The 17440-nt window shown below is 74.3% G+C and carries 15 protein-coding genes and 1 tRNA gene; 15 read left to right on the top strand and 1 reads right to left on the bottom strand.

All coding sequences use genetic code 11. The features are described from left to right. The first annotated feature begins 1 nt into the window (after position 1). From OOT42_RS15885 to OOT42_RS15830, 12 genes are all read left to right on the top strand, one after another. The gene (locus OOT42_RS15885) at positions 2-667 is read left to right on the top strand and encodes a MazG family protein (protein WP_273652131.1); all 666 of its coding nucleotides are present in this window, start codon (positions 2-4) and stop codon (positions 665-667) included. Positions 668-843: 176 nt separating this feature from the next. Beyond that, complete coding sequence (locus OOT42_RS15880) at positions 844-2406, top strand: Re/Si-specific NAD(P)(+) transhydrogenase subunit alpha (RefSeq protein ID WP_273652130.1); 1563 nt, start codon at positions 844-846, stop codon at positions 2404-2406. Then, positions 2406-3791, top strand: coding sequence for a Re/Si-specific NAD(P)(+) transhydrogenase subunit beta (pntB, locus tag OOT42_RS15875; RefSeq protein WP_273652129.1), 1386 nt, complete (start codon positions 2406-2408; stop codon positions 3789-3791). The genes OOT42_RS15880 and pntB overlap by 1 nt, the downstream gene beginning before the upstream one ends. 218 nt (positions 3792-4009) lie before the next feature. Further along, a complete protein-coding gene (locus OOT42_RS15870; protein WP_273652128.1) occupies positions 4010-6055 on the top strand; it encodes an endo-1,4-beta-xylanase in 2046 nt (681 codons plus the stop codon). Between the two features lie 157 nt (positions 6056-6212). Then, complete coding sequence (eno, locus tag OOT42_RS15865; protein ID WP_273652127.1) at positions 6213-7496, top strand: phosphopyruvate hydratase; 1284 nt, start codon at positions 6213-6215, stop codon at positions 7494-7496. 400 nt (positions 7497-7896) lie between these two features. Continuing rightward, the gene (locus OOT42_RS15860; RefSeq protein WP_273652126.1) at positions 7897-8376 is read left to right on the top strand and encodes an FtsB family cell division protein; all 480 of its coding nucleotides are present in this window, start codon (positions 7897-7899) and stop codon (positions 8374-8376) included. A gap of 166 nt (positions 8377-8542) precedes the next feature. Then, complete coding sequence (locus OOT42_RS15855) at positions 8543-9046, top strand: DUF501 domain-containing protein (RefSeq protein WP_273652125.1); 504 nt, start codon at positions 8543-8545, stop codon at positions 9044-9046. An 83-nt stretch (positions 9047-9129) separates the two neighbouring features. Beyond that, positions 9130-10083 carry an exopolyphosphatase gene (locus OOT42_RS15850; RefSeq protein ID WP_273652124.1) on the top strand — a complete coding sequence of 318 codons (954 nt, stop codon included), beginning with the start codon at positions 9130-9132 and terminating at the stop codon, positions 10081-10083. A 200-nt stretch (positions 10084-10283) separates the two neighbouring features. Continuing rightward, the gene (locus OOT42_RS15845) at positions 10284-10640 is read left to right on the top strand and encodes a PadR family transcriptional regulator (protein ID WP_273652123.1); all 357 of its coding nucleotides are present in this window, start codon (positions 10284-10286) and stop codon (positions 10638-10640) included. After that, positions 10637-11812 (top strand): hypothetical protein, encoded by a 1176-nt coding sequence (locus OOT42_RS15840; protein WP_273652122.1) that lies wholly within the window; start codon positions 10637-10639, stop codon positions 11810-11812. Before OOT42_RS15845 ends, OOT42_RS15840 begins: the two co-directional genes overlap by 4 nt. Before the next feature lie 61 nt (positions 11813-11873). Continuing rightward, the gene (locus OOT42_RS15835; protein WP_273652121.1) at positions 11874-13385 is read left to right on the top strand and encodes a GH1 family beta-glucosidase; all 1512 of its coding nucleotides are present in this window, start codon (positions 11874-11876) and stop codon (positions 13383-13385) included. 135 nt (positions 13386-13520) lie between these two features. Continuing rightward, positions 13521-15023 carry an NAD(P)/FAD-dependent oxidoreductase gene (locus tag OOT42_RS15830; protein ID WP_273652120.1) on the top strand — a complete coding sequence of 501 codons (1503 nt, stop codon included), beginning with the start codon at positions 13521-13523 and terminating at the stop codon, positions 15021-15023. A gap of 127 nt (positions 15024-15150) precedes the next feature. Here OOT42_RS15830 and OOT42_RS15825 read toward each other — a convergent pair whose 3' ends face one another. Further along, positions 15151-15972, bottom strand: a complete 822-nt coding sequence (locus OOT42_RS15825; RefSeq protein ID WP_273652119.1) for an alpha/beta fold hydrolase — start codon at positions 15970-15972, stop codon at positions 15151-15153. Between the two features lie 102 nt (positions 15973-16074). Here OOT42_RS15825 and OOT42_RS15820 point away from each other — a divergent pair. From OOT42_RS15820 to OOT42_RS15810, 3 genes are all read left to right on the top strand, one after another. Beyond that, positions 16075-16148 (top strand) — tRNA-Leu (locus OOT42_RS15820). Between the two features lie 88 nt (positions 16149-16236). Beyond that, positions 16237-16797, top strand: a complete 561-nt coding sequence (locus OOT42_RS15815; protein ID WP_273652118.1) for a GNAT family N-acetyltransferase — start codon at positions 16237-16239, stop codon at positions 16795-16797. A 112-nt stretch (positions 16798-16909) separates the two neighbouring features. After that, positions 16910-17431 carry a flavodoxin family protein gene (locus OOT42_RS15810; protein ID WP_273652117.1) on the top strand — a complete coding sequence of 174 codons (522 nt, stop codon included), beginning with the start codon at positions 16910-16912 and terminating at the stop codon, positions 17429-17431. Positions 17432-17440 lie beyond the last annotated feature (9 nt).

Raw genomic sequence — 17440 nt, 5'->3', positions numbered from 1 at the left:
GATGGCCGGGGCCGACGCCGCCGCGGGGCCCGTCGCGCCGCGCGGTGACGCGCTCGCGGTGCTCGTCGCGGTCATGGACCGGCTGCGCTCGCCGGGCGGCTGCCCGTGGGACGCGCAGCAGACGCACCGCTCGCTGGTCCCGTACGCGCTCGAGGAGGCCGCGGAGCTCGCCGAGGCGGTCGAGTCCGACGACCGCGCCGGGCTGCGCGAGGAGCTCGGCGACCTGCTGCTGCAGGTCGTGTTCCACGCGCGCATCGCGCAGGAGGACGCCGACGACCCGTTCGACGTGCAGGACGTCGCCGCCGATCTCGTCGCCAAGCTCGTCCGCCGGCACCCGCACGTGTTCGGCGACGCGGAGGCGGTGCACGACGAGGAGGGCCAGCACGTCGCCTGGGACCGGGCCAAGCGGGCGGAGAAGCAGCGCACGTCCGTGTTCGACGGCGTGCCGCTGGGGATGGGGGCGCTCGCGCGGGCGCAGAAGCTCGTGACCCGTGCCGAGCGCGGCGGTCACCGCGTGGCGCTGCCGGTGCCCGCGCCCGACGGGCCGATCGGCGAGCGGCTGCTCGCGCTCGTCGCGGAGGCGCGTGCGGCGGGCGTCGACGCGGAGGGCGAGCTGCGGCGCGCGACCGCCGCGTGGGAGCGGGAGCACCGCGCGGCCGGGCTGTAGGGCGACGTGCGCCCGTGTGGTGTGCGGGACGCACCGTGCGACCTGCGGGAACCCCGCATCGTCCCAGAAGGATCGATGTCCTTCCCGGACCAAGGTCACTCGTCGGAAGGCGCTTTCCCAGATACTCTTCCACCGTGACCGGCACGACCCGGTCGCCCGAACCGACGGAGGTACGTGTGACGACCATCGGGGTGCCGCGCGAGACGCGACCCGGCGAGCGGCTGGTGGCCGCGACGCCCAAGACCGTCGCCCAGCTGCGCGCGCTCGGCTACGACGTGCTCGTCGAGCACGACGCCGGCGCCGCGGCGACGTTCGACGACGCCGCCTACGAGGCCGCGGGAGCGACCATCGGGGACGCCGCGCAGGCGTGGGGCGCGGACGTCGTCACCGCCGTCGGCGCCCCGGACGCGGAGCAGGTCGCGGCGCTGCGACCCGACGCGGTCCTCGTCGCGATGCTCAACCCCGGCGGTCGGGCCGACCTCGTCGAGGCGCTCACCGCGCGCGGGGTCACGGCCCTCTCGCTCGACGCCGTGCCGCGCATCTCCCGCGCGCAGAGCCTCGACGTGCTCTCGACGCTCTCGAACGTCGCGGGCTACCGCGCGGTCGTCGAGGCCGCGCAGGAGTACGGCGGCATGTTCGCGGGCCAGGTCACCGCCGCCGGCAAGACCCCGCCGGCGAAGGTCTTCGTCATCGGCGCCGGCGTCGCGGGTCTCGCGGCGATCGGCGCCGCCGACAGCCTCGGCGCGCAGGTGCGCGCGTTCGACGTGCGGCCCGAGGTCGGCGAGCAGATCGAGTCGATGGGCGCGACGTTCGTGCGCGCCGAGTCCGCGCAGCAGCAGGTCAGCGCCGACGGGTACGCCTCGGCGCTCACCGAGGACCAGGAGGCCGCGACCGCCGCCGTGTACGCCGCGGAGACGGCCGCCGCCGACGTGGTCATCACGACCGCGCTCGTGCGCGGCACCGCGCCGCGGACGATCACCGCGGCGATGGTCGCGGGCATGCGACCGGGCAGCGTGGTCGTCGACCTCGCCGCGTCGGGCGGCGGGAACTGCGAGCTCACCGTGCCGGGGGAGCGCGTCGTCACCGAGAACGGCGTCGTGATCCTCGGCTGGACGGACCTCGCGGGGCGCCTCCCGCAGCACACGTCGCAGCTGTTCGGCACCAACGTCGTGCACCTGATGCAGCTCCTCACGCCCGGCAAGGACGGCGCGCTCGTCCTCGACCTGGACGACCCGGTGCAGCGCGGCATGACCGTCACGCGGGCCGGTGAGGTGCTGTGGCCGCCGCCGCCCGTCGCCGTCTCGGCCGCGATGCCGCCGCCCGCGGACGCCGCGCCCAGCCTCGAGGAGATCGCCGCCGCCGAGGCCGCCGCGCACGCGGTCGCCGAGCGCCGCAAGCAGCGCCGCACGGTGACGTTCGCGCTGGCCGCGGTCCTCGTCGCGCTCGCGATCTCGTTCGCACCGACCGAGTTCCTCGGGCACTTCACGGTGTTCGTGCTCGCGGTGTTCGTCGGCTACTACGTCATCTCGAACGTGAGCCACTCGCTGCACACGCCGCTCATGGCCCAGACGAACGCGATCTCCGGGATCATCCTCGTCGGCGCCCTGCTGCAGATCGGGTCCGACGACTGGCTCGTCACCGCGCTCGCGTGCGTCGCCGCGGCGGTCGCGAGCATCAACATCTTCGGCGGCTTCCTCGTGGCGAACCGCATGATCCGCATGTTCCGGAAGGACGCCTGATGTCGCTCACGTCCGTCGCGCAGGCGGTCTACCTCGTCGCCGCGGTCCTGTTCATCCTGTCGCTCGCCGGGCTGTCCCGGCAGGAGACGGCACGTCGCGGGAACCTGTTCGGGATGGTCGGCATGGGCCTCGCGCTCGCGGCCACCGTCGCGCTGAGCCTCGACGGCAGCGAGCGTCAGGTCGTCGTCACCGCGATCCTCATCGCGCTCGTGCTGCTGGTCGGCGTCGTCGTCGGCACGTGGCAGGCCCGGCGCGTCGAGATGACGCAGATGCCCGAGCTCATCGCGATCCTGCACAGCTTCGTCGGCCTCGCCGCGGTGCTCGTCGGGTTCAACTCCTACCTCACCGAGCCCGCCGACCCCGTGCACCTCATCGAGGTGTTCCTGGGCGTGCTCATCGGTGCGGTGACCTTCACCGGCTCGATCGTCGCCTACCTCAAGCTGTCCGCACGGATCGCGTCGGCGCCGCTCATGCTGCCGCGCCGCAACACGCTGAACCTCGGCGCGCTCGTCGTCAGCGCGGGCCTCGGCGCATGGTTCGTGGCGTCGCCGTCGATCGTGCCGCTGCTGCTCATGACCGTCGTGTCGCTGGCGCTCGGCTGGCACCTGGTGGCGTCCATCGGCGGCGGCGACATGCCCGTCGTCGTGTCGATGCTCAACTCGTACTCCGGGTGGGCCGCGGCCGCCGCGGGCTTCATGCTGAGCAACGACCTGCTGATCGTCACCGGCGCCCTCGTCGGGTCGTCCGGTGCGATCCTCAGCTACATCATGTGCCGGGCGATGAACAGGTCGTTCATCAGCGTCATCCTCGGCGGCTTCGGCGCCGAGGGCGGCACGGTCGTCAGCGGGGCGCAGGACTACGGCGAGCACCGCGAGATGTCGGCGCAGGACGTCGCCGACGTGCTGCGCGACGCCAAGCGCGTCGTCATCACGCCCGGCTACGGCATGGCCGTCGCGAAGGCGCAGTACCCCGTCGCGGAGCTCGTGACGAAGCTGCGGGCGCGCGGCATCGAGGTCCGGTTCGGCGTGCACCCCGTCGCCGGCCGCCTGCCCGGGCACATGAACGTGCTGCTCGCCGAGGCCAAGGTGCCGTACGACATCGTGCTCGAGATGGACGAGATCAACGACGACTTCGGCGACACCGACGTCGTGCTCGTCATCGGCGCGAACGACACCGTGAACCCCGCGGCGCTCGACGACCCGGGCTCGCCCATCGCGGGCATGCCCGTGCTCGAGGTGTGGCACGCCAAGCAGGTCGTCGTCTTCAAGCGCTCGATGGCGACCGGCTACGCGGGCGTGCAGAACCCGCTGTTCTTCCGGGACAACACCGCGATGCTGTTCGGCGACGCCAAGGAGCAGACGGAGAAGATCGTCCACGCCGTGTGACCGTCCTGGCCGGTGACCCCCGACCGGCAGGAGACCGCTGCGGGCGGTGCGCACCGACGCGCACCGCCCGTACGCGTGCCGGGAGGTCGTCGTCGCGGCACGAAACCCGTGCGACCTGGGCGGACGCGCGGTCGAAACGCTTCACACCTGGACCGCCGGACGAGCCGCTCCGTAGCGTCGCGCGCGCCCCCGCCGCCGTCGCGAAGGAGCGACCCCGCATGGTCCACCCCGGCACCCGCACGCCGCTGCGCACCGCGACCGTCCTCGTCGCGGCCCTCGCGCTCGTCCTCACCGGCGTGCTCGCCGCGCTGCGCGCGCAGCCCGCCGCCGCCGCGACCGTCACCGTGCTCTCGGACGACTTCGAGTCGGGGCTCGCCGGCTGGGGCGGACGCGGCGCTGCGACCGTCGCGCTCGACAGCACGGACGCCCCGCGGGGCACGCAGAGCCTCAAGGTCACCGGCCGCACGGCCTCCTGGAACGGCACCGCGCGTGACGTCACGACCCTGTTCGAGCCCGGCACGACGTACACCGTGTCGGCGTGGGTGCGGCTGCCGAACGGGTCGTCGGGCGTCGCCGGCGTGCGCCTGTCCGCGCAGCGCGACAACCCGAGCGGCACGTCGTACGACACGATCGCGACGAACAGCAGCGTGAGCTCGGGCTCCTGGGCGCAGGTCACCGGGTCCTACACGCCGGGCCCGTTCGCGACCGCGTCGCTCTACGTCGAGACGACCGGCTCGCTCGCCGACCTGCTCGTCGACGACGTCCTCGTCACCAGCACCGCCCTCACGCCCGACCTGACGCTGCCGTCGCTGCGCGAGACGTGGGCCTCGTCGTTCCCGCTCGGCGCGGCGGTCGAGGCGCCCGAGACGCTCGGTGCCCGGTCCGACCTGCTGCTGCGCCACTTCGGCCAGGTCACCGTCGGCAACGCGATGAAGCCCGACGCGACGCACCCCACCGAGGGCACCTGGACGTTCGCCGGCGCCGACCAGATCGTCGACTACGCCGTCGACCACGACCTCCCCGTCTACGGGCACACGCTCCTGTGGCACCAGCAGACGCCGGCGTGGTTCTTCCAGCGCGCCGACGGCTCCGCGCTCACGACGAGCGCCGAGGACCAGGCGCTGCTCCGGTCGCGGCTCCAGACGCACATCCAGACGTTCGCGGACCACTTCCGGACCACGTACGGCGAGTACGGCACCGCGGGCAACCCGATCTTCGCGATCGACGTCGTGAACGAGGTGATCGACGAGAACCAGGCCGACGGCCTGCGCCGCAGCGAGTGGTACCGCGTGCTCGGCCCGTCGTACATCGCCGACGCGTTCCGCTACGCGCGCGCCGCGTTCGGGCCCGACGTGCTGCTGTTCATCAACGACTACAACACCGAGTTCTCGAACAAGCGCGCGCCGTACCTCGCGCTCGTCGAGGATCTGCTGGCGCAGGGCGTGCCCGTCGACGGCGTCGGCCACCAGCTGCACGTCGAGGTCGGGCGGTCGATCTCCGGCATGGAGGCGACGATCACCGCGTTCGAGGCCCTGCCCGTGACGCAGGCCGTCACCGAGCTCGACGTGTCGACCTACACGTCGTCGGGGGAGTCGTGGACGACCCCGCCGCAGTCCCGGCTGGTCGAGCAGGGGTACTACTACCGGGACGTCTTCGCGATGCTGAAGAAGCACGCGTCGTCGCTCACGTCGGTCACCCTGTGGGGTCTCGACGACAGCCGCACGTGGCTGCGCTCGGGTGCCGCGCCGCTGCTCTTCGACGGGACGCTCACGGCCAAGCCCGCGTACTGGGGCCTCGTCGACCCGTCGCGGATCGAGGGCACGCCGACCCCGACGCCGACGACCCCCACCCCGACGCCGACGACCCCCACCCCCACGCCGACGACGCCCACCCCCACCCCGACGACCCCCACCCCCACGCCCACGCCGACGTCGGGCGGGGCGTGCATCGTCGACTACCAGGTGACCAGCGCCTGGCCGGGCGGGTTCGTCGGGCAGGTGACGGTCGTCAACACCGGCCCCACGGCCGTCGACGGCTGGACCGTCCGGTGGACGTTCGGTGCGGGCGAGCGGCTCACGCAGGTCTGGAGCGCCGCCGCGACGCAGTCCGGCAGCACCGTCACCGCGACGAACCTGTCGTGGAACTCCCGGCTCGCCGCCTCCGGCGGGTCGACGACGTTCGGGTTCATCGGCACGTCGACGGCGACGCCGGCCGCGAATCCGACGGCGGCCGGCCTCAACGGCACGGCATGCGTGGTGCGCTGACCGCAGACGGAGCACCGGCGTTGCGCCGCGCGGGGGACAGGGGCGAGCCCCTACCCGCGCGGCGCAGCCGTGTCCAAGGCCGGACGTCCCAGCACGGTCCTCCGGCGACCCCACTAGGGTGAGGTCGTAAACCCACCCGCTCGTCGAAGGAGCACCCATGGCCAGCATCGAGGCCGTCGGCGCCCGCGAGATCCTGGACTCGCGCGGCAACCCCACCGTGGAGGTCGAGGTCGCCCTCGACGACGGCACCATCGCCCGCGCCGCTGTGCCCTCGGGTGCGTCGACCGGTGCGTTCGAGGCCGTCGAGCGCCGCGACGGTGACAAGTCCCGCTACCTGGGCAAGGGCGTCGAGGAGGCCGTGAACGCGGTCATCGACGACATCGCCCCCGAGCTCATCGGCTTCGAGGCCACCGAGCAGCGTCTCGTCGACGCCGCGCTCATCGACCTCGACGGCACCCCGAACAAGGGCAAGCTCGGCGCCAACGCGATCCTCGGCGTCTCGCTCGCCGTCGCGAAGGCCGCGGCCGACTCGGCCGACCTGCCGCTGTTCCGCTACATCGGCGGCCCGAACGCGCACGTCCTGCCCGTCCCGATGATGAACATCCTCAACGGTGGGTCGCACGCCGACTCCAACGTCGACATCCAGGAGTTCATGGTCGCCCCGATCGGCGCCACGACGTTCCGCGAGGCGCTGCGGACCGGCACCGAGGTCTACCACTCGCTCAAGTCCGTGCTGAAGTCGAAGGGCCTCGCGACGGGCCTCGGCGACGAGGGCGGCTTTGCGCCGAACCTCGAGTCGAACCGCGCCGCGCTCGACCTCATCCTCGTCGCGATCGAGCAGGCCGGCTTCACGGCCGGCACCGACGTCGCGCTCGCGCTCGACGTCGCGGCGACGGAGTTCTTCAAGGACGGCGCCTACCAGTTCGAGGGCCGTGCGCACACGCCCGACGAGATGGTGGCCTACTACGAGCAGCTCGTGGCCGACTACCCGCTGGTCTCCATCGAGGACCCGCTGTCCGAGGACGAGTGGGGCACGTGGTCGCAGCTCGTCGGCCTGGTGGGCGACAAGGTGCAGATCGTCGGCGACGACCTGTTCGTCACCAACCCGGAGCGCCTGGCCAAGGGCATCGAGCTCAAGGCCGCGAACTCGCTGCTGGTCAAGCTCAACCAGATCGGCACGCTCACCGAGACGCTCGACGCGGTGACGCTCGCGCAGCGCAACGGCTTCACGACGATGACCTCGCACCGCTCCGGCGAGACCGAGGACACCACCATCGCCGACCTGTCCGTCGCGACCAACGCGGGCCAGATCAAGACCGGTGCCCCCGCCCGTGGCGAGCGCATCAACAAGTACAACCAGCTGCTCCGCATCGAGGAGGAGCTGGACGACGCCGGCCGCTACGCCGGGCGTTCCGCCTTCCCGCGGTTCCGCCAGGGCTGAGCCCGCACGCACGACCCGAGGCCGGTCACCCCACGCGGGGGGCCGGCCTCGGCCGTCCCGGGCGCGACCCGCCCGAGGCACGTCCGGGCTGGTGGCGTCGCCGCAGGGCACAATCGACGCCATGCCCTCCCCGCGCCGTCCCGTGCCGCCGAGCGGCCCGGGTCGACGCCCGGCGTCGCCCCGGCCGGCTCCCGCGACGCCGGCGGCCGGCACCCCCGCGACGGGCAACCCGTCGGCCCGTGCCGCGACGCGCCCGTCCGCACCGCGGTCCGGTCCGGTGCCCCGCGTCGGGGGACCGCCGAGCGGGTCGCGTCCGTCGGCGCGTCCCTCGGCGTCCGCCCGCCCCGCCTCGCGCGGGTCGTCGGCGACACCGCCGCGCGGCACCCCGAGGACCGAGCGCGTGCAGGTGCGCCTGCCCCGGCTGTTCACCGTGCGCGTCCTCGTCTTCTCGCTCGTCCTGCTCCTCGCGTTCGTGCTGGTCTACCCGACGCTGCACTCCTACCTGCAGCAGCAGCAGGAGCTCGCCGAGCTGCGTGCGCAGGTCGCCGCCGCCGAGCGGCGCAACGCCGACCTCGAGGCCGAGAAGGGGCGGTGGGACGACCCGGCCTACGTCGCCGCGCAGGCCCGCGAGCGCCTGTCCTTCGTCCTGCCGGGGGAGAAGGCGTTCCGCGTCCTCGACCCCGAGTCCGTGCCGGACACGCCCGCCGTCGACCCGGGCCCGTCGTCCACGGTGCTCGACGAGAGCGCCACCCAGCCCTGGTACACGTCCGTGTGGCAGTCGGTCGAGATCGCCGGCACCGCGCCGAGCCAGGAGCGTGCCCCGACGACCGAGCAGCCCACGACGCCCGACGGCGGCACGCAGCCGACGCCGGCGCCGTAGGCCGCGCGACGCGGGCGCCTCGACGCCCCTGACGACGGGGTGCGCGAGCGGCCACGAGCCGCCGGCCCGGCGGTCGGTGCGGGCTCGCGTCGTCGGCCGGGGGAGAATGCGTACAGCGGGTGCCGCGCCGGCGCCCGACCACCGCCCCCGACCCGATCGGACCGTCGTGACCCCGACCGCCGCCACCGCCGTGACCGACCAGGACCTCGTCGTGCTGGCCGAGCAGCTCGGCCGCCCTCCGCGCGGTGTCGTGGGGATCGCCGCGCGCTGCGTGTGCGGGCGCCCGCTCGTCGTCCGGACGGCGCCCCGGCTCGACGACGGCACGCCGTTCCCGACGACGTACTACCTCACGTGCCCGCCCGCGGTCGCGGCGGTGAGCACGCTCGAGGCGTCGGGGCTCATGAAGGACCTCACGGCGCGGCTCACGGAGGACGAGGAGCTCGCGGCCGCGTACCGCCGCGCGCACGAGGCGTACCTCGCGGACCGCGAGGAGCTCGGGCACGTCGAGGAGATCGCCGGGATCTCGGCGGGCGGCATGCCGACGCGCGTGAAGTGCCTGCACGTGCTCGCGGGGCACGCGCTCGCGGCCGGTCCGGGCGTCAACCCGATCGGCGACGAGGTCCTGGCCCTGGTGCGCGACGAGTGGCGCCCCGACCGCTGCACCTGCTGACCGGGGCGCCCGCGTCACGTCCTCGGCCGCACGTGCGTCGGGTCCGGCGCGAGGTGGCTCGCGCCGGGTGCGAGGATGTGCCGGTGACGCGTGTGGCTGCCATCGACTGCGGGACCAACTCCATCCGGCTCCTGGTGGCCGACGTCGACCCGGGCGCCGGGACGCTCGTCGACCTGGACCGGCGCATGGAGGTCGTCCGGCTCGGCCAGGGCGTCGACCGCACCGGCCGGATCGCTCCCGAGGCCCTCGCGCGGACGCTCGACGCGGCGCGCCGGTACGCGGACGTGTGCGACGACCTGGGCGTCGAGGCGATCAGGTTCGTCGCGACGTCGGCGTCGCGCGACGCGGAGAACCGCGCGGACTTCGTCGACGGCGTGCGGTCGCTGCTGGGCGTCGAGCCGGAGGTCGTCGGGGGCGAGGAGGAGGCCGCGCTGTCGTTCCGCGGCGCGACCGGCGTGCTCGCGGCGACCCACCCCGGCCCGTTCCTCGTGGTGGACCTGGGTGGCGGCTCGACCGAGCTCGTGCTCGGCACCTCGGCGCCGGAGGCGGCGTACTCGATGGACGTCGGCTGCGTGCGCCTCACCGAGCGTCACCTGCTGTCCGACCCGCCGACGTCCGACGAGGTCGCGGGTGCGCACGCCGACGTCGCCGCCGCGCTGGACGTGGCCGCGGGGGTCGTGCCGCTCGGCAAGGCCGTGACGCTCGTGGGTCTCGCCGGGTCGGTGACGACGGTGACCGCGCACGCGCTGGGGCTCGACCGCTACCGGCCCGAGCGCATCGACGGGGCCGTGCTGTCGGTCGACACCGTGCTCGCGGCCTGCGACGACCTGCTCGGGCGGACCCGCGAGGGCCGCGCGGCGCTCGGCTTCATGCATCCCGGCCGCGTCGACGTGATCGGTGCGGGCGCGCTGGTGTGGCACGACGTCGTCACGCGCGTGCGCGACGAGGTGGCCGCAGCCGGAGGTGCGCTCACCGAGGTCGTGACGTCGGAGCACGACATCCTCGACGGCATCGCCTGGAGCGCCGTCCCCGCCTGACCGGCGTCCCGGTCCGACCAGCGCCCGCGCCGTGCCGGAGCTGTCGTCGGGCCCCCTCGCACGACACGCTGCGGAACGGCCCCGCTAGTGCGCACTGTGTAATAGTGTGCGTCGTGCGGGAGCCTGGAGGGAGGCTCCCGCACCAGCACTCGACGGCCCCGCAGGACGGGCGCCGCAACCAGGCGGACGGAGGCGGGCCGATGGACACGACCCAGCTGCTCAAGGGGGTGCTCGACCTCGCCGTGCTCGCGGTCGTGGCCGACGAGGACGGGTACGGGTACGACGTGGTGCGCCGGCTGCGCGCCGCGGGCATCGAGGAGGTCGGCGACGCGTCCGTGTACGGGACGCTGCGCCGGCTGTACTCGTCGGGTGCGCTGACCTCGTACGTCGTGCCGAGCGACGAGGGGCCGCACCGCAAGTACTACGGCATCAACGCCCAGGGCCGGGCGATGCTCGAGGCCCAGCGCAAGGACTGGCAGGAGTTCGCGGGCACCATGTCCCGGCTGCTCGACACGGACGTCCCGGGCGGAGCGCGGGGCCGGAAGGGAACGCGATGAGCACGCAGGCCGTCACCTCGGACGTCGCGCAGTACGCCACGACCGTGCGCGAGCACCTCGCGGACCTCACCGCCGAGCAGGTCGAGGACCTCACCGAGGACCTCGAGCTCGACCTCCAGGACGCCCTCGACGACGAGCGGCGCGTCGGCCACGGCCGCACGCTCGCCGAGCTGCTCGGCGCACCCGAGCGGTACGCGACCGACCTGCGCACCGCCGCGGGCCTCGACGCCCCCGCGGCGCCGCGTGCCCGGCGCCCCGTCCGGGACGCCCTCGCGTGGCCGGTCCGCCGGACGCGTGAGCTCGGCCGCCGCACCCTCGCGACGCTGCGGCAGCACGCCTGGTGGGCACCCGTGGAGTCCTTCGCCGTCTCGCTGCGGCCCGTGTGGTGGGTCGCGCGCGCCTGGGTGGTCTACGTCCTGCTCGTCGCGCTCGTCGGCGGCTACCAGTGGGTCCCGCGCACCGCGTGGGCGTGGCTGCTGCTCGCCACGGCCGTCGTCGCGAGCGTGCAGTGGGGCCGGGGCGCCTGGACGACGTCCCGCCGGGCGCGATGGCTGCCGGTCGTCGCGAACGCGGTCGCGGTCGTCGCCGTCCTCCCGGTCCTCTCGACGCTGCAGGACGACGTCCGGACCGCCCGGTGGTACCCGACGTCCGACGCCGGCACCGTCGTGGAGTACCGCGAGACGGCCGTCGACGGCGTCGTCGTCGACGGGATGCAGGTGAGCAACCTGTTCGTGTACGACGCCGAGGGCAACCCGCTGAGCGACGTGCAGATCTTCGACGACCGCGGCCGGCCCGTCCGGACGACGTTCGACGACGGCACCGGGTACTGGCGGCTCCCGGGCGTGGTCGAGCCGTGGCAGTTCGTCGGGGCCACCGCCGCCGACGGGCGCACGCAGTGGAACGTCTACCCGCTGCGCGGCGGCCCGATGTCGCAGTTCACCTACGACGAGGAGGACGGGCGCACCGTCCTCGTCGCGGGTTCCCGCGCGACGCTCCCGCCGCTGCCCTTCGCGAAGGCCCCGGCGGTCGACGTCCCCGCGACGGGCGCGACGCCGTCCGGCGGGAGCGTCGTGGCGGACGGCGAGGACGGCGTCGGAGCCGCGGGCGCCGAGGCGGGGACGGCAGGTGCCGGACCGGCCGGCCCCGTCGTCGGTGAGACGTCAGGACCCTGACCGCCGAGCGGGTCCGCGGCGACCTGGACGGCGCGTCGCCGCAGGTGGGAGCATGCGAGACGTGCCCGACAGCACCGTCCGACGGACGACGTGGGCGGCCTCCCGGCCCGTCTCGCGCCGCGACGTGCTGCGGCTCGGCGGGGGAGCGCTCGCGATCGGCGCGCTCGCCGCGTGCACGCCGGGCGGCGACGCCTCGCCGTCTCCCGGTGCGAGCGGCACCCCGTCGTGGACGCCGCCCGCCGAGCCGATGCGCCTGCCCGACGGGTTCGTGCTCGGAGCGGCGACCTCCGCGTTCCAGGTCGAGGGGTCGACGACCGCCGACGGCCGGGGCGCGTCGATCTGGGACACGTTCGCCGCGCAACCGGGCAACGTGCGCGGCGGTGCGACGGGCGACCCCGCCGCGGACCACTACCGCCGCTGGGAGCAGGACGTCGACCTCATGACGGGGCTGGGCCTCGACGGCTACCGGTTCTCGGTCGCGTGGCCCCGCATCCAGCCGACGGGCTCCGGACCGGTGAACCGGGCGGGCGTCGACTTCTACCGACGGCTCGTCGACCGGCTGCTGGAGCGCGGCGTCGAGCCCGCCGTGACGCTCTACCACTGGGACCTCCCGCAGCCGCTGCAGGACCGCGGCGGGTGGGCGGCGCGCGACACCGCCGCACGGTTCGCGGACTACGCGGCGGTCGTCTTCGACGCGCTGCGGGACGTCCCGGGACCGTGGCTCACGATCAACGAGCCGAAGACCACCGCCTACGTCGGGTACGGCAGCGGCTACCACGCGCCCGGCGTCAGCGACGTCGACCAGATGATCGCGGCCGTCCACCACCAGCTCCTCGGCCACGGCCTCGCGGTCGAGGCGTTCCGGGCGTCGGGCGCGTCGGGCCGGGTCGGGATCGCGCTCAACCTCCAGCCCGTGTACGCCGCCGGTCCCGGGGCGCAGGACGCGGCCGTGCGTGCCGACGCCGTCGAGAACCGGCTGTTCCTCGACCCCGTCCTGCGGGGCACGTACCCCGACGACGCGATCGGTGACGAGCCCGGTCAGATTCGCGCCGACCCCGGGGTGCTCGACGCGCTCGTCCAGGACGGCGACCTCGCGACCGTGAGCGCGCCCCTCGACGTGCTCGCGATCCAGTACTACGGCGTCACGGGCGTCGACGTCAGCGGTCAGAACGTCCAGCTGTACCCCACGTCGGACGCGCCCTGGCAGCAGCTCCACCCCGAGGGGATGTACGAGACGCTCGTCCGCGTCCGCGACGACTACCCGGGCGTCCCTCCGCTCGTGATCACGGAGAACGGCATCCCGGACCGCACGTCCGAGGGGACGACCGACGACGCCGAGCGCGTCGAGTTCCTCCGCGCGCACCTGCAGCAGGTGGCGAGAGCGGTCGACGCCGGCGTCGACGTGCGGGCGTACTACGCGTGGTCGTTGCTCGACAACTTCGAGTGGGCCGAGGGGCTGGACCAGCGCTGGGGGCTCGTGCACGTCGACTTCGAGACGCAGGAGCGCACCCCGAAGAACAGCGCACGCTGGTACGCCGACGTCGTCGCGCAGCGGGCCGTCCCACCCGCCTGACCGGGGCGGACGCACCGGGGACCACGGCTCGACGGCGAGGGCTGAGACCAGGCTCACAGCCCTTTCCCAGCCCGTGTGCGCAGCGTCACCGTCCACCGGACGGCGTGGTTCGACGGCGGCGGATACCGTGGAGATATGCCGACTTCTGCCCAGACCCCGGTCGACGCCGCACCCGCGGCCGGTGCGGTCGTCCCCCGTGGCAAGCCCCGCAAGGTCCCGCGCGTCGTGATCCTCGGCGGCGGCTCGGTCGGCCTCACGACCGCCCGCCGTCTGCGCAAGCGCCTCGGCAAGCGTGAGGCCGCGATCGTCGTCGTGGACCCCCGTCCGTACATGACGTACGCGCCGTTCCTGCCCGAGGCCGCGGCCGGCTCGATCGACGCGCGCAACGTCGTCGCCCCGCACCGCCGCGCCCTCAAGGGCGTCGACGTGCTGCAGGGCAAGGTCACGCAGATCCACCACGCCGAGCGGACCGTGGAGATCACGCCCGAGGAGGGCGACGCGTACTGGATCACCTACGACCACCTGGTCGTCGGCCTCGGCTCGGTCGCCCGCACGCTGCCCATCCCGGGCCTCGCGGAGCAGGGCATCGGCTTCAAGAACGTGGAGGAGGCCATCGCGGTCCGCAACCACGTGCTGAACCGCATCGACGTCGCCTCCAGCACCTGGGACCCCGAGCTCCGCAAGCGGATGCTCACGTTCGTCTTCGTCGGCGGCGGGTTCGCCGGCATCGAGGCGCTCGCCGAGGTCGAGGACATGGCGCGCTACTCGGTGCGCCACTACAACCAGATCGAGCAGGACGAGCTGCGGTTCGTGCTGGTCGAGGGCTCGCCGCGCATCCTCCCCGAGGTCAGCGAGGAGCTCGGCGGCTACACGCTCGAGCAGCTGCGCAAGCGCGACATCGAGATCTTCCTCTCGACGTTCCTCAACTCGTGCGTCGACGGGCACGTCGTGCTGTCGAACGGCCAGGAGTTCGACGCCGAGACGATCATCTGGACCGCGGGCGTCAAGGCCAACCCCGTCCTGCAGCAGTCCGACCTGCCCCTCGACAAGATGGGCCGCGTCACCACCGACGCGTTCCTGCAGGTCGTCGACGCCGACGGCACCGTCGTCCCCGACGCGTACGCCGCGGGCGACTGCGCCGCCGTGCCGGACCTCTACAACCCGGGCGCCTTCTGCCCGCCGAACGCCCAGCACGCCGTCCGCGAGGGCAAGCACCTCGGCGACAACCTGGCGCGCGTGCTCCGCTCGGCCGAGCTGACCGAGTACAAGCACAAGAACATCGGCGCCGTCGCGTCCCTCGGGATGTACAAGGGCGTCGCGCAGATGTTCGGCAAGATCAAGGTCCGCGGCGTGCTGGCCTGGTTCCTGCACCGCACGTACCACGTGTACGCGATGCCGACGATCAACCGGAAGCTGCGCATCATGGCCGGCTGGACCGGCTCGATCCTGCTGCGCCGCGAGGTCGTGGCGCTCGGCTCGGTGCACGACCCGCGCGCCGAGTTCCGCGCCGCGGCCGTCCCGCCGAAGCCGCGCGCGGTCGACACCGCCGCGCTGCCGCCGCAGAAGGCCGAGGCCGGCTCGCCCGCCGAGAAGCAGCAGTCGACGGGCAGCGGCCAGGCCGCGAAGAGCGCCAGCTGACGACCTGACCGCGTCCGACGAGGCCCGGTTCCCCGCGACGGGAGCCGGGCCTCGTCGCGTCTGCGCGGGCCCCTCCCTGACGCTCGCGCCGGGACGGGACGGGCGGTCGGCAGCGACGACCGCGGGATCAGGCCCCGGCCGGGACCACCGCCGGACGCGAGCGCGAGACCTCGGCGACCTCGTCGAGCCACGCCGCCAGCGCGGCGGCGGTCGCGCGCGGCTGGTCCAGGTGCACGTTGTGCCCGGCCGCGTCGAGCACCACGTACGACGCGCGCGGGTAGTGGTCGAGCCGCCGCCACGCGTCCGCGTACCCGACCACGTGGTCCTGACGCCCGCACAGCACGAGCGTCGGCGCGGTGAACGGCTCGGGCGACGCGTCCTCGGGCTCGACGTCGAACGGGTACCGGGCGCGCAGCGTGTCGAGCGCTCCCTGGTCCGCCGCGTCCTCGCCCGGCTGCACGAAGCGGCGGTACGCGTCCAGGCCCGCCCGCGACTCGACGACGGCCATCGCGCGGTAGCCGGCGGCGACCACCGGGTCGACGTCGCGGAGCGCAGCCGGGTCCTCGCGGAGCACGGTGCGCTGCGGCAGCACGCGCGCGTCGACCTCGCCGGCCCAGAGCCCCGCCACGGTCGCGAGGCCGAGCACCTGGTCGCGCAGGTCGTGCGCGAGCCGGCGGGCGAGCATGCCGCCGTAGGAGCTGCCGACGACGGCGAACGGCTCGTCGCCCAGCCGTGCGCGCACCGCGTCGCGCAGCGCCGCCGCCACGTCCTCGCTGCTCCGGATCGCGCCCAGCGGCGTGCGGTCCGTCCACGGCAGCGAGACGTAGAGCCGTCGCCACGGCCCGTGCCCGGCGAGCACCGGGTCGAGCGGCAGCATGATCCGGTGATCCACGCCGAACCCGTGGATCATCACGACGGGCATCCCGGCCCCGCGCTCCTCGATGTGCACGCGCCGGACCCTAGACGCGACCACCGACACGCCCGGTCGGACCGCTGGCAGGATGAGCGTGCGCGCCGACCGCCGTGCCGCTCGCGGCGGGTGGTGGACGATGCCCCCGTAGCCCAATCGGCAGAGGCAGCCGGCTTAAACCCGGCCCAGTCCGGGTTCGAGCCCCGGCGGGGGCACCGCGCGGCCGTCCCCGACCGGCCGGAGGGTCGTGCTCGGTCGGTCGACGACTTCCCATTTCCGCACCCCCGCCCCTACCGTCCGCGCATGGGCAGCGTGGCGGGGACGACGGTCGAGGTCTTCACGGACGACGACGTGCCCGAGTCGGTGACGTGGCAGGCCGTGACGCTCATGCGCAGCGAGTGGCCCGGGCTCTTCGACGGCGGCCTGCGCTGGATCACGCGCCCGTTCGAGGACGACGTCGCACCCCGGTACGTCGTGCTGCGGCACGGCGAGGTGCTGCTGTCCCACGCGGTCGTGCTGCGGGTGCCGGACGAGGTGCACCGGACCGGACTGCGCGTGGCGGGCGTCGCCAGCGTCGTCACGTCTCCGCCGTACCGCGGGGAGGGGTGTGGGTCCGCCGTGCTGCGCGCGGCCGGCGCGCTGGTCGACGGGGGCGGGTTCGACGTCGCCGGGCTGTTCTGCGCTCCGTCGCTCGAGTCGTTCTACGCCCGGTCCGGCTGGTCGACGTGCCCGGGCGGGACGGTCGAGGACGGCGCGGACGGACCGAGCCCGGACCTGCGGATGATGCGTTTCCTCAGCCCGGCGGGACGGGCGGCGGAGCGCCGCCTGCGCGAGGAGCCGCTGACGGTCGGGTGGTGCTGGTAGACGTCGCCCGCTTGCGGGGGTGCCGGCCGGCGCGTCGCGCCTGGTCAGACGCGCGTCCGACCCGGGACCAACGGCCGCGGCGGTCACCGCGGACGGCGAGGACCGTGGGGTCATGACAGCGATCGTGGTGTTCGAGTCGATGTTCGGCGGCACCCAGGCCGTCGCGGAGTCCGTCGGGGCAGGGATCGCGTCGTGCGGCCTGCCCACCGACGTCGTCGAGGTGGGCCGTGTGGTCGGCGACGGCGAGCGCGCGCCGTGGTGGCCGGACGACGTCCTGCTGCTCGTCGTCGGCGGCCCGACGCACCGGCGGGGGCTGAGCACGGAGACGACACGCGCGACCGCCCGGGCGCACGGCGAGGTCGTCTCCGGACTGACGGGGCTCGACCGCTGGCTCGCGGCCGCGGCGGCGCGCACGGTCGGGACGCTCCCGGTCGCGGCGTTCGACACCGCGTGGGGCACGGTCGACGGCGGGTCCGCGTCGGCGGTGATCGCCGAGCGCCTGCTCGCCCTGCGCGGTCGGCTGGTGGTGCCGCCGGAGACGTTCCGCGTCGTCGGCACGTCCGGCGGCCCGTCGGAGGGCGAGGTCGAGCGCGCGTGGGAGTGGGGGCGTCACCTCGTCTCGACCGTGCGCTGACGACGTCGG

This window comes from Cellulomonas fimi, from assembly GCF_028583725.1.
Lineage (GTDB): Bacteria > Actinomycetota > Actinomycetes > Actinomycetales > Cellulomonadaceae > Cellulomonas > Cellulomonas fimi_B.
Note: the sequence above shows the minus strand (reverse complement) of the source record. Positions and strands in the feature narration are given on the sequence as shown.

What these genes read in the sequence shown, in the direction of transcription:
- OOT42_RS15885 (WP_273652131.1), top strand. Translation starts at nt 2, where the DNA reads ATGGCCGGGGCCGACGCCGCCGCGGGGCCCGTCGCGCCGCGCGGTGAC.
- pntB (WP_273652129.1), top strand. Translation starts at nt 2,406, where the DNA reads ATGTCGCTCACGTCCGTCGCGCAGGCGGTCTACCTCGTCGCCGCGGTC.
- OOT42_RS15870 (WP_273652128.1), top strand. Translation starts at nt 4,010, where the DNA reads ATGGTCCACCCCGGCACCCGCACGCCGCTGCGCACCGCGACCGTCCTC.
- eno (WP_273652127.1), top strand. Translation starts at nt 6,213, where the DNA reads ATGGCCAGCATCGAGGCCGTCGGCGCCCGCGAGATCCTGGACTCGCGC.
- OOT42_RS15845 (WP_273652123.1), top strand. Translation starts at nt 10,284, where the DNA reads ATGGACACGACCCAGCTGCTCAAGGGGGTGCTCGACCTCGCCGTGCTC.
- OOT42_RS15840 (WP_273652122.1), top strand. Translation starts at nt 10,637, where the DNA reads ATGAGCACGCAGGCCGTCACCTCGGACGTCGCGCAGTACGCCACGACC.
- OOT42_RS15830 (WP_273652120.1), top strand. Translation starts at nt 13,521, where the DNA reads ATGCCGACTTCTGCCCAGACCCCGGTCGACGCCGCACCCGCGGCCGGT.
- OOT42_RS15815 (WP_273652118.1), top strand. Translation starts at nt 16,237, where the DNA reads ATGGGCAGCGTGGCGGGGACGACGGTCGAGGTCTTCACGGACGACGAC.
- OOT42_RS15810 (WP_273652117.1), top strand. Translation starts at nt 16,910, where the DNA reads ATGACAGCGATCGTGGTGTTCGAGTCGATGTTCGGCGGCACCCAGGCC.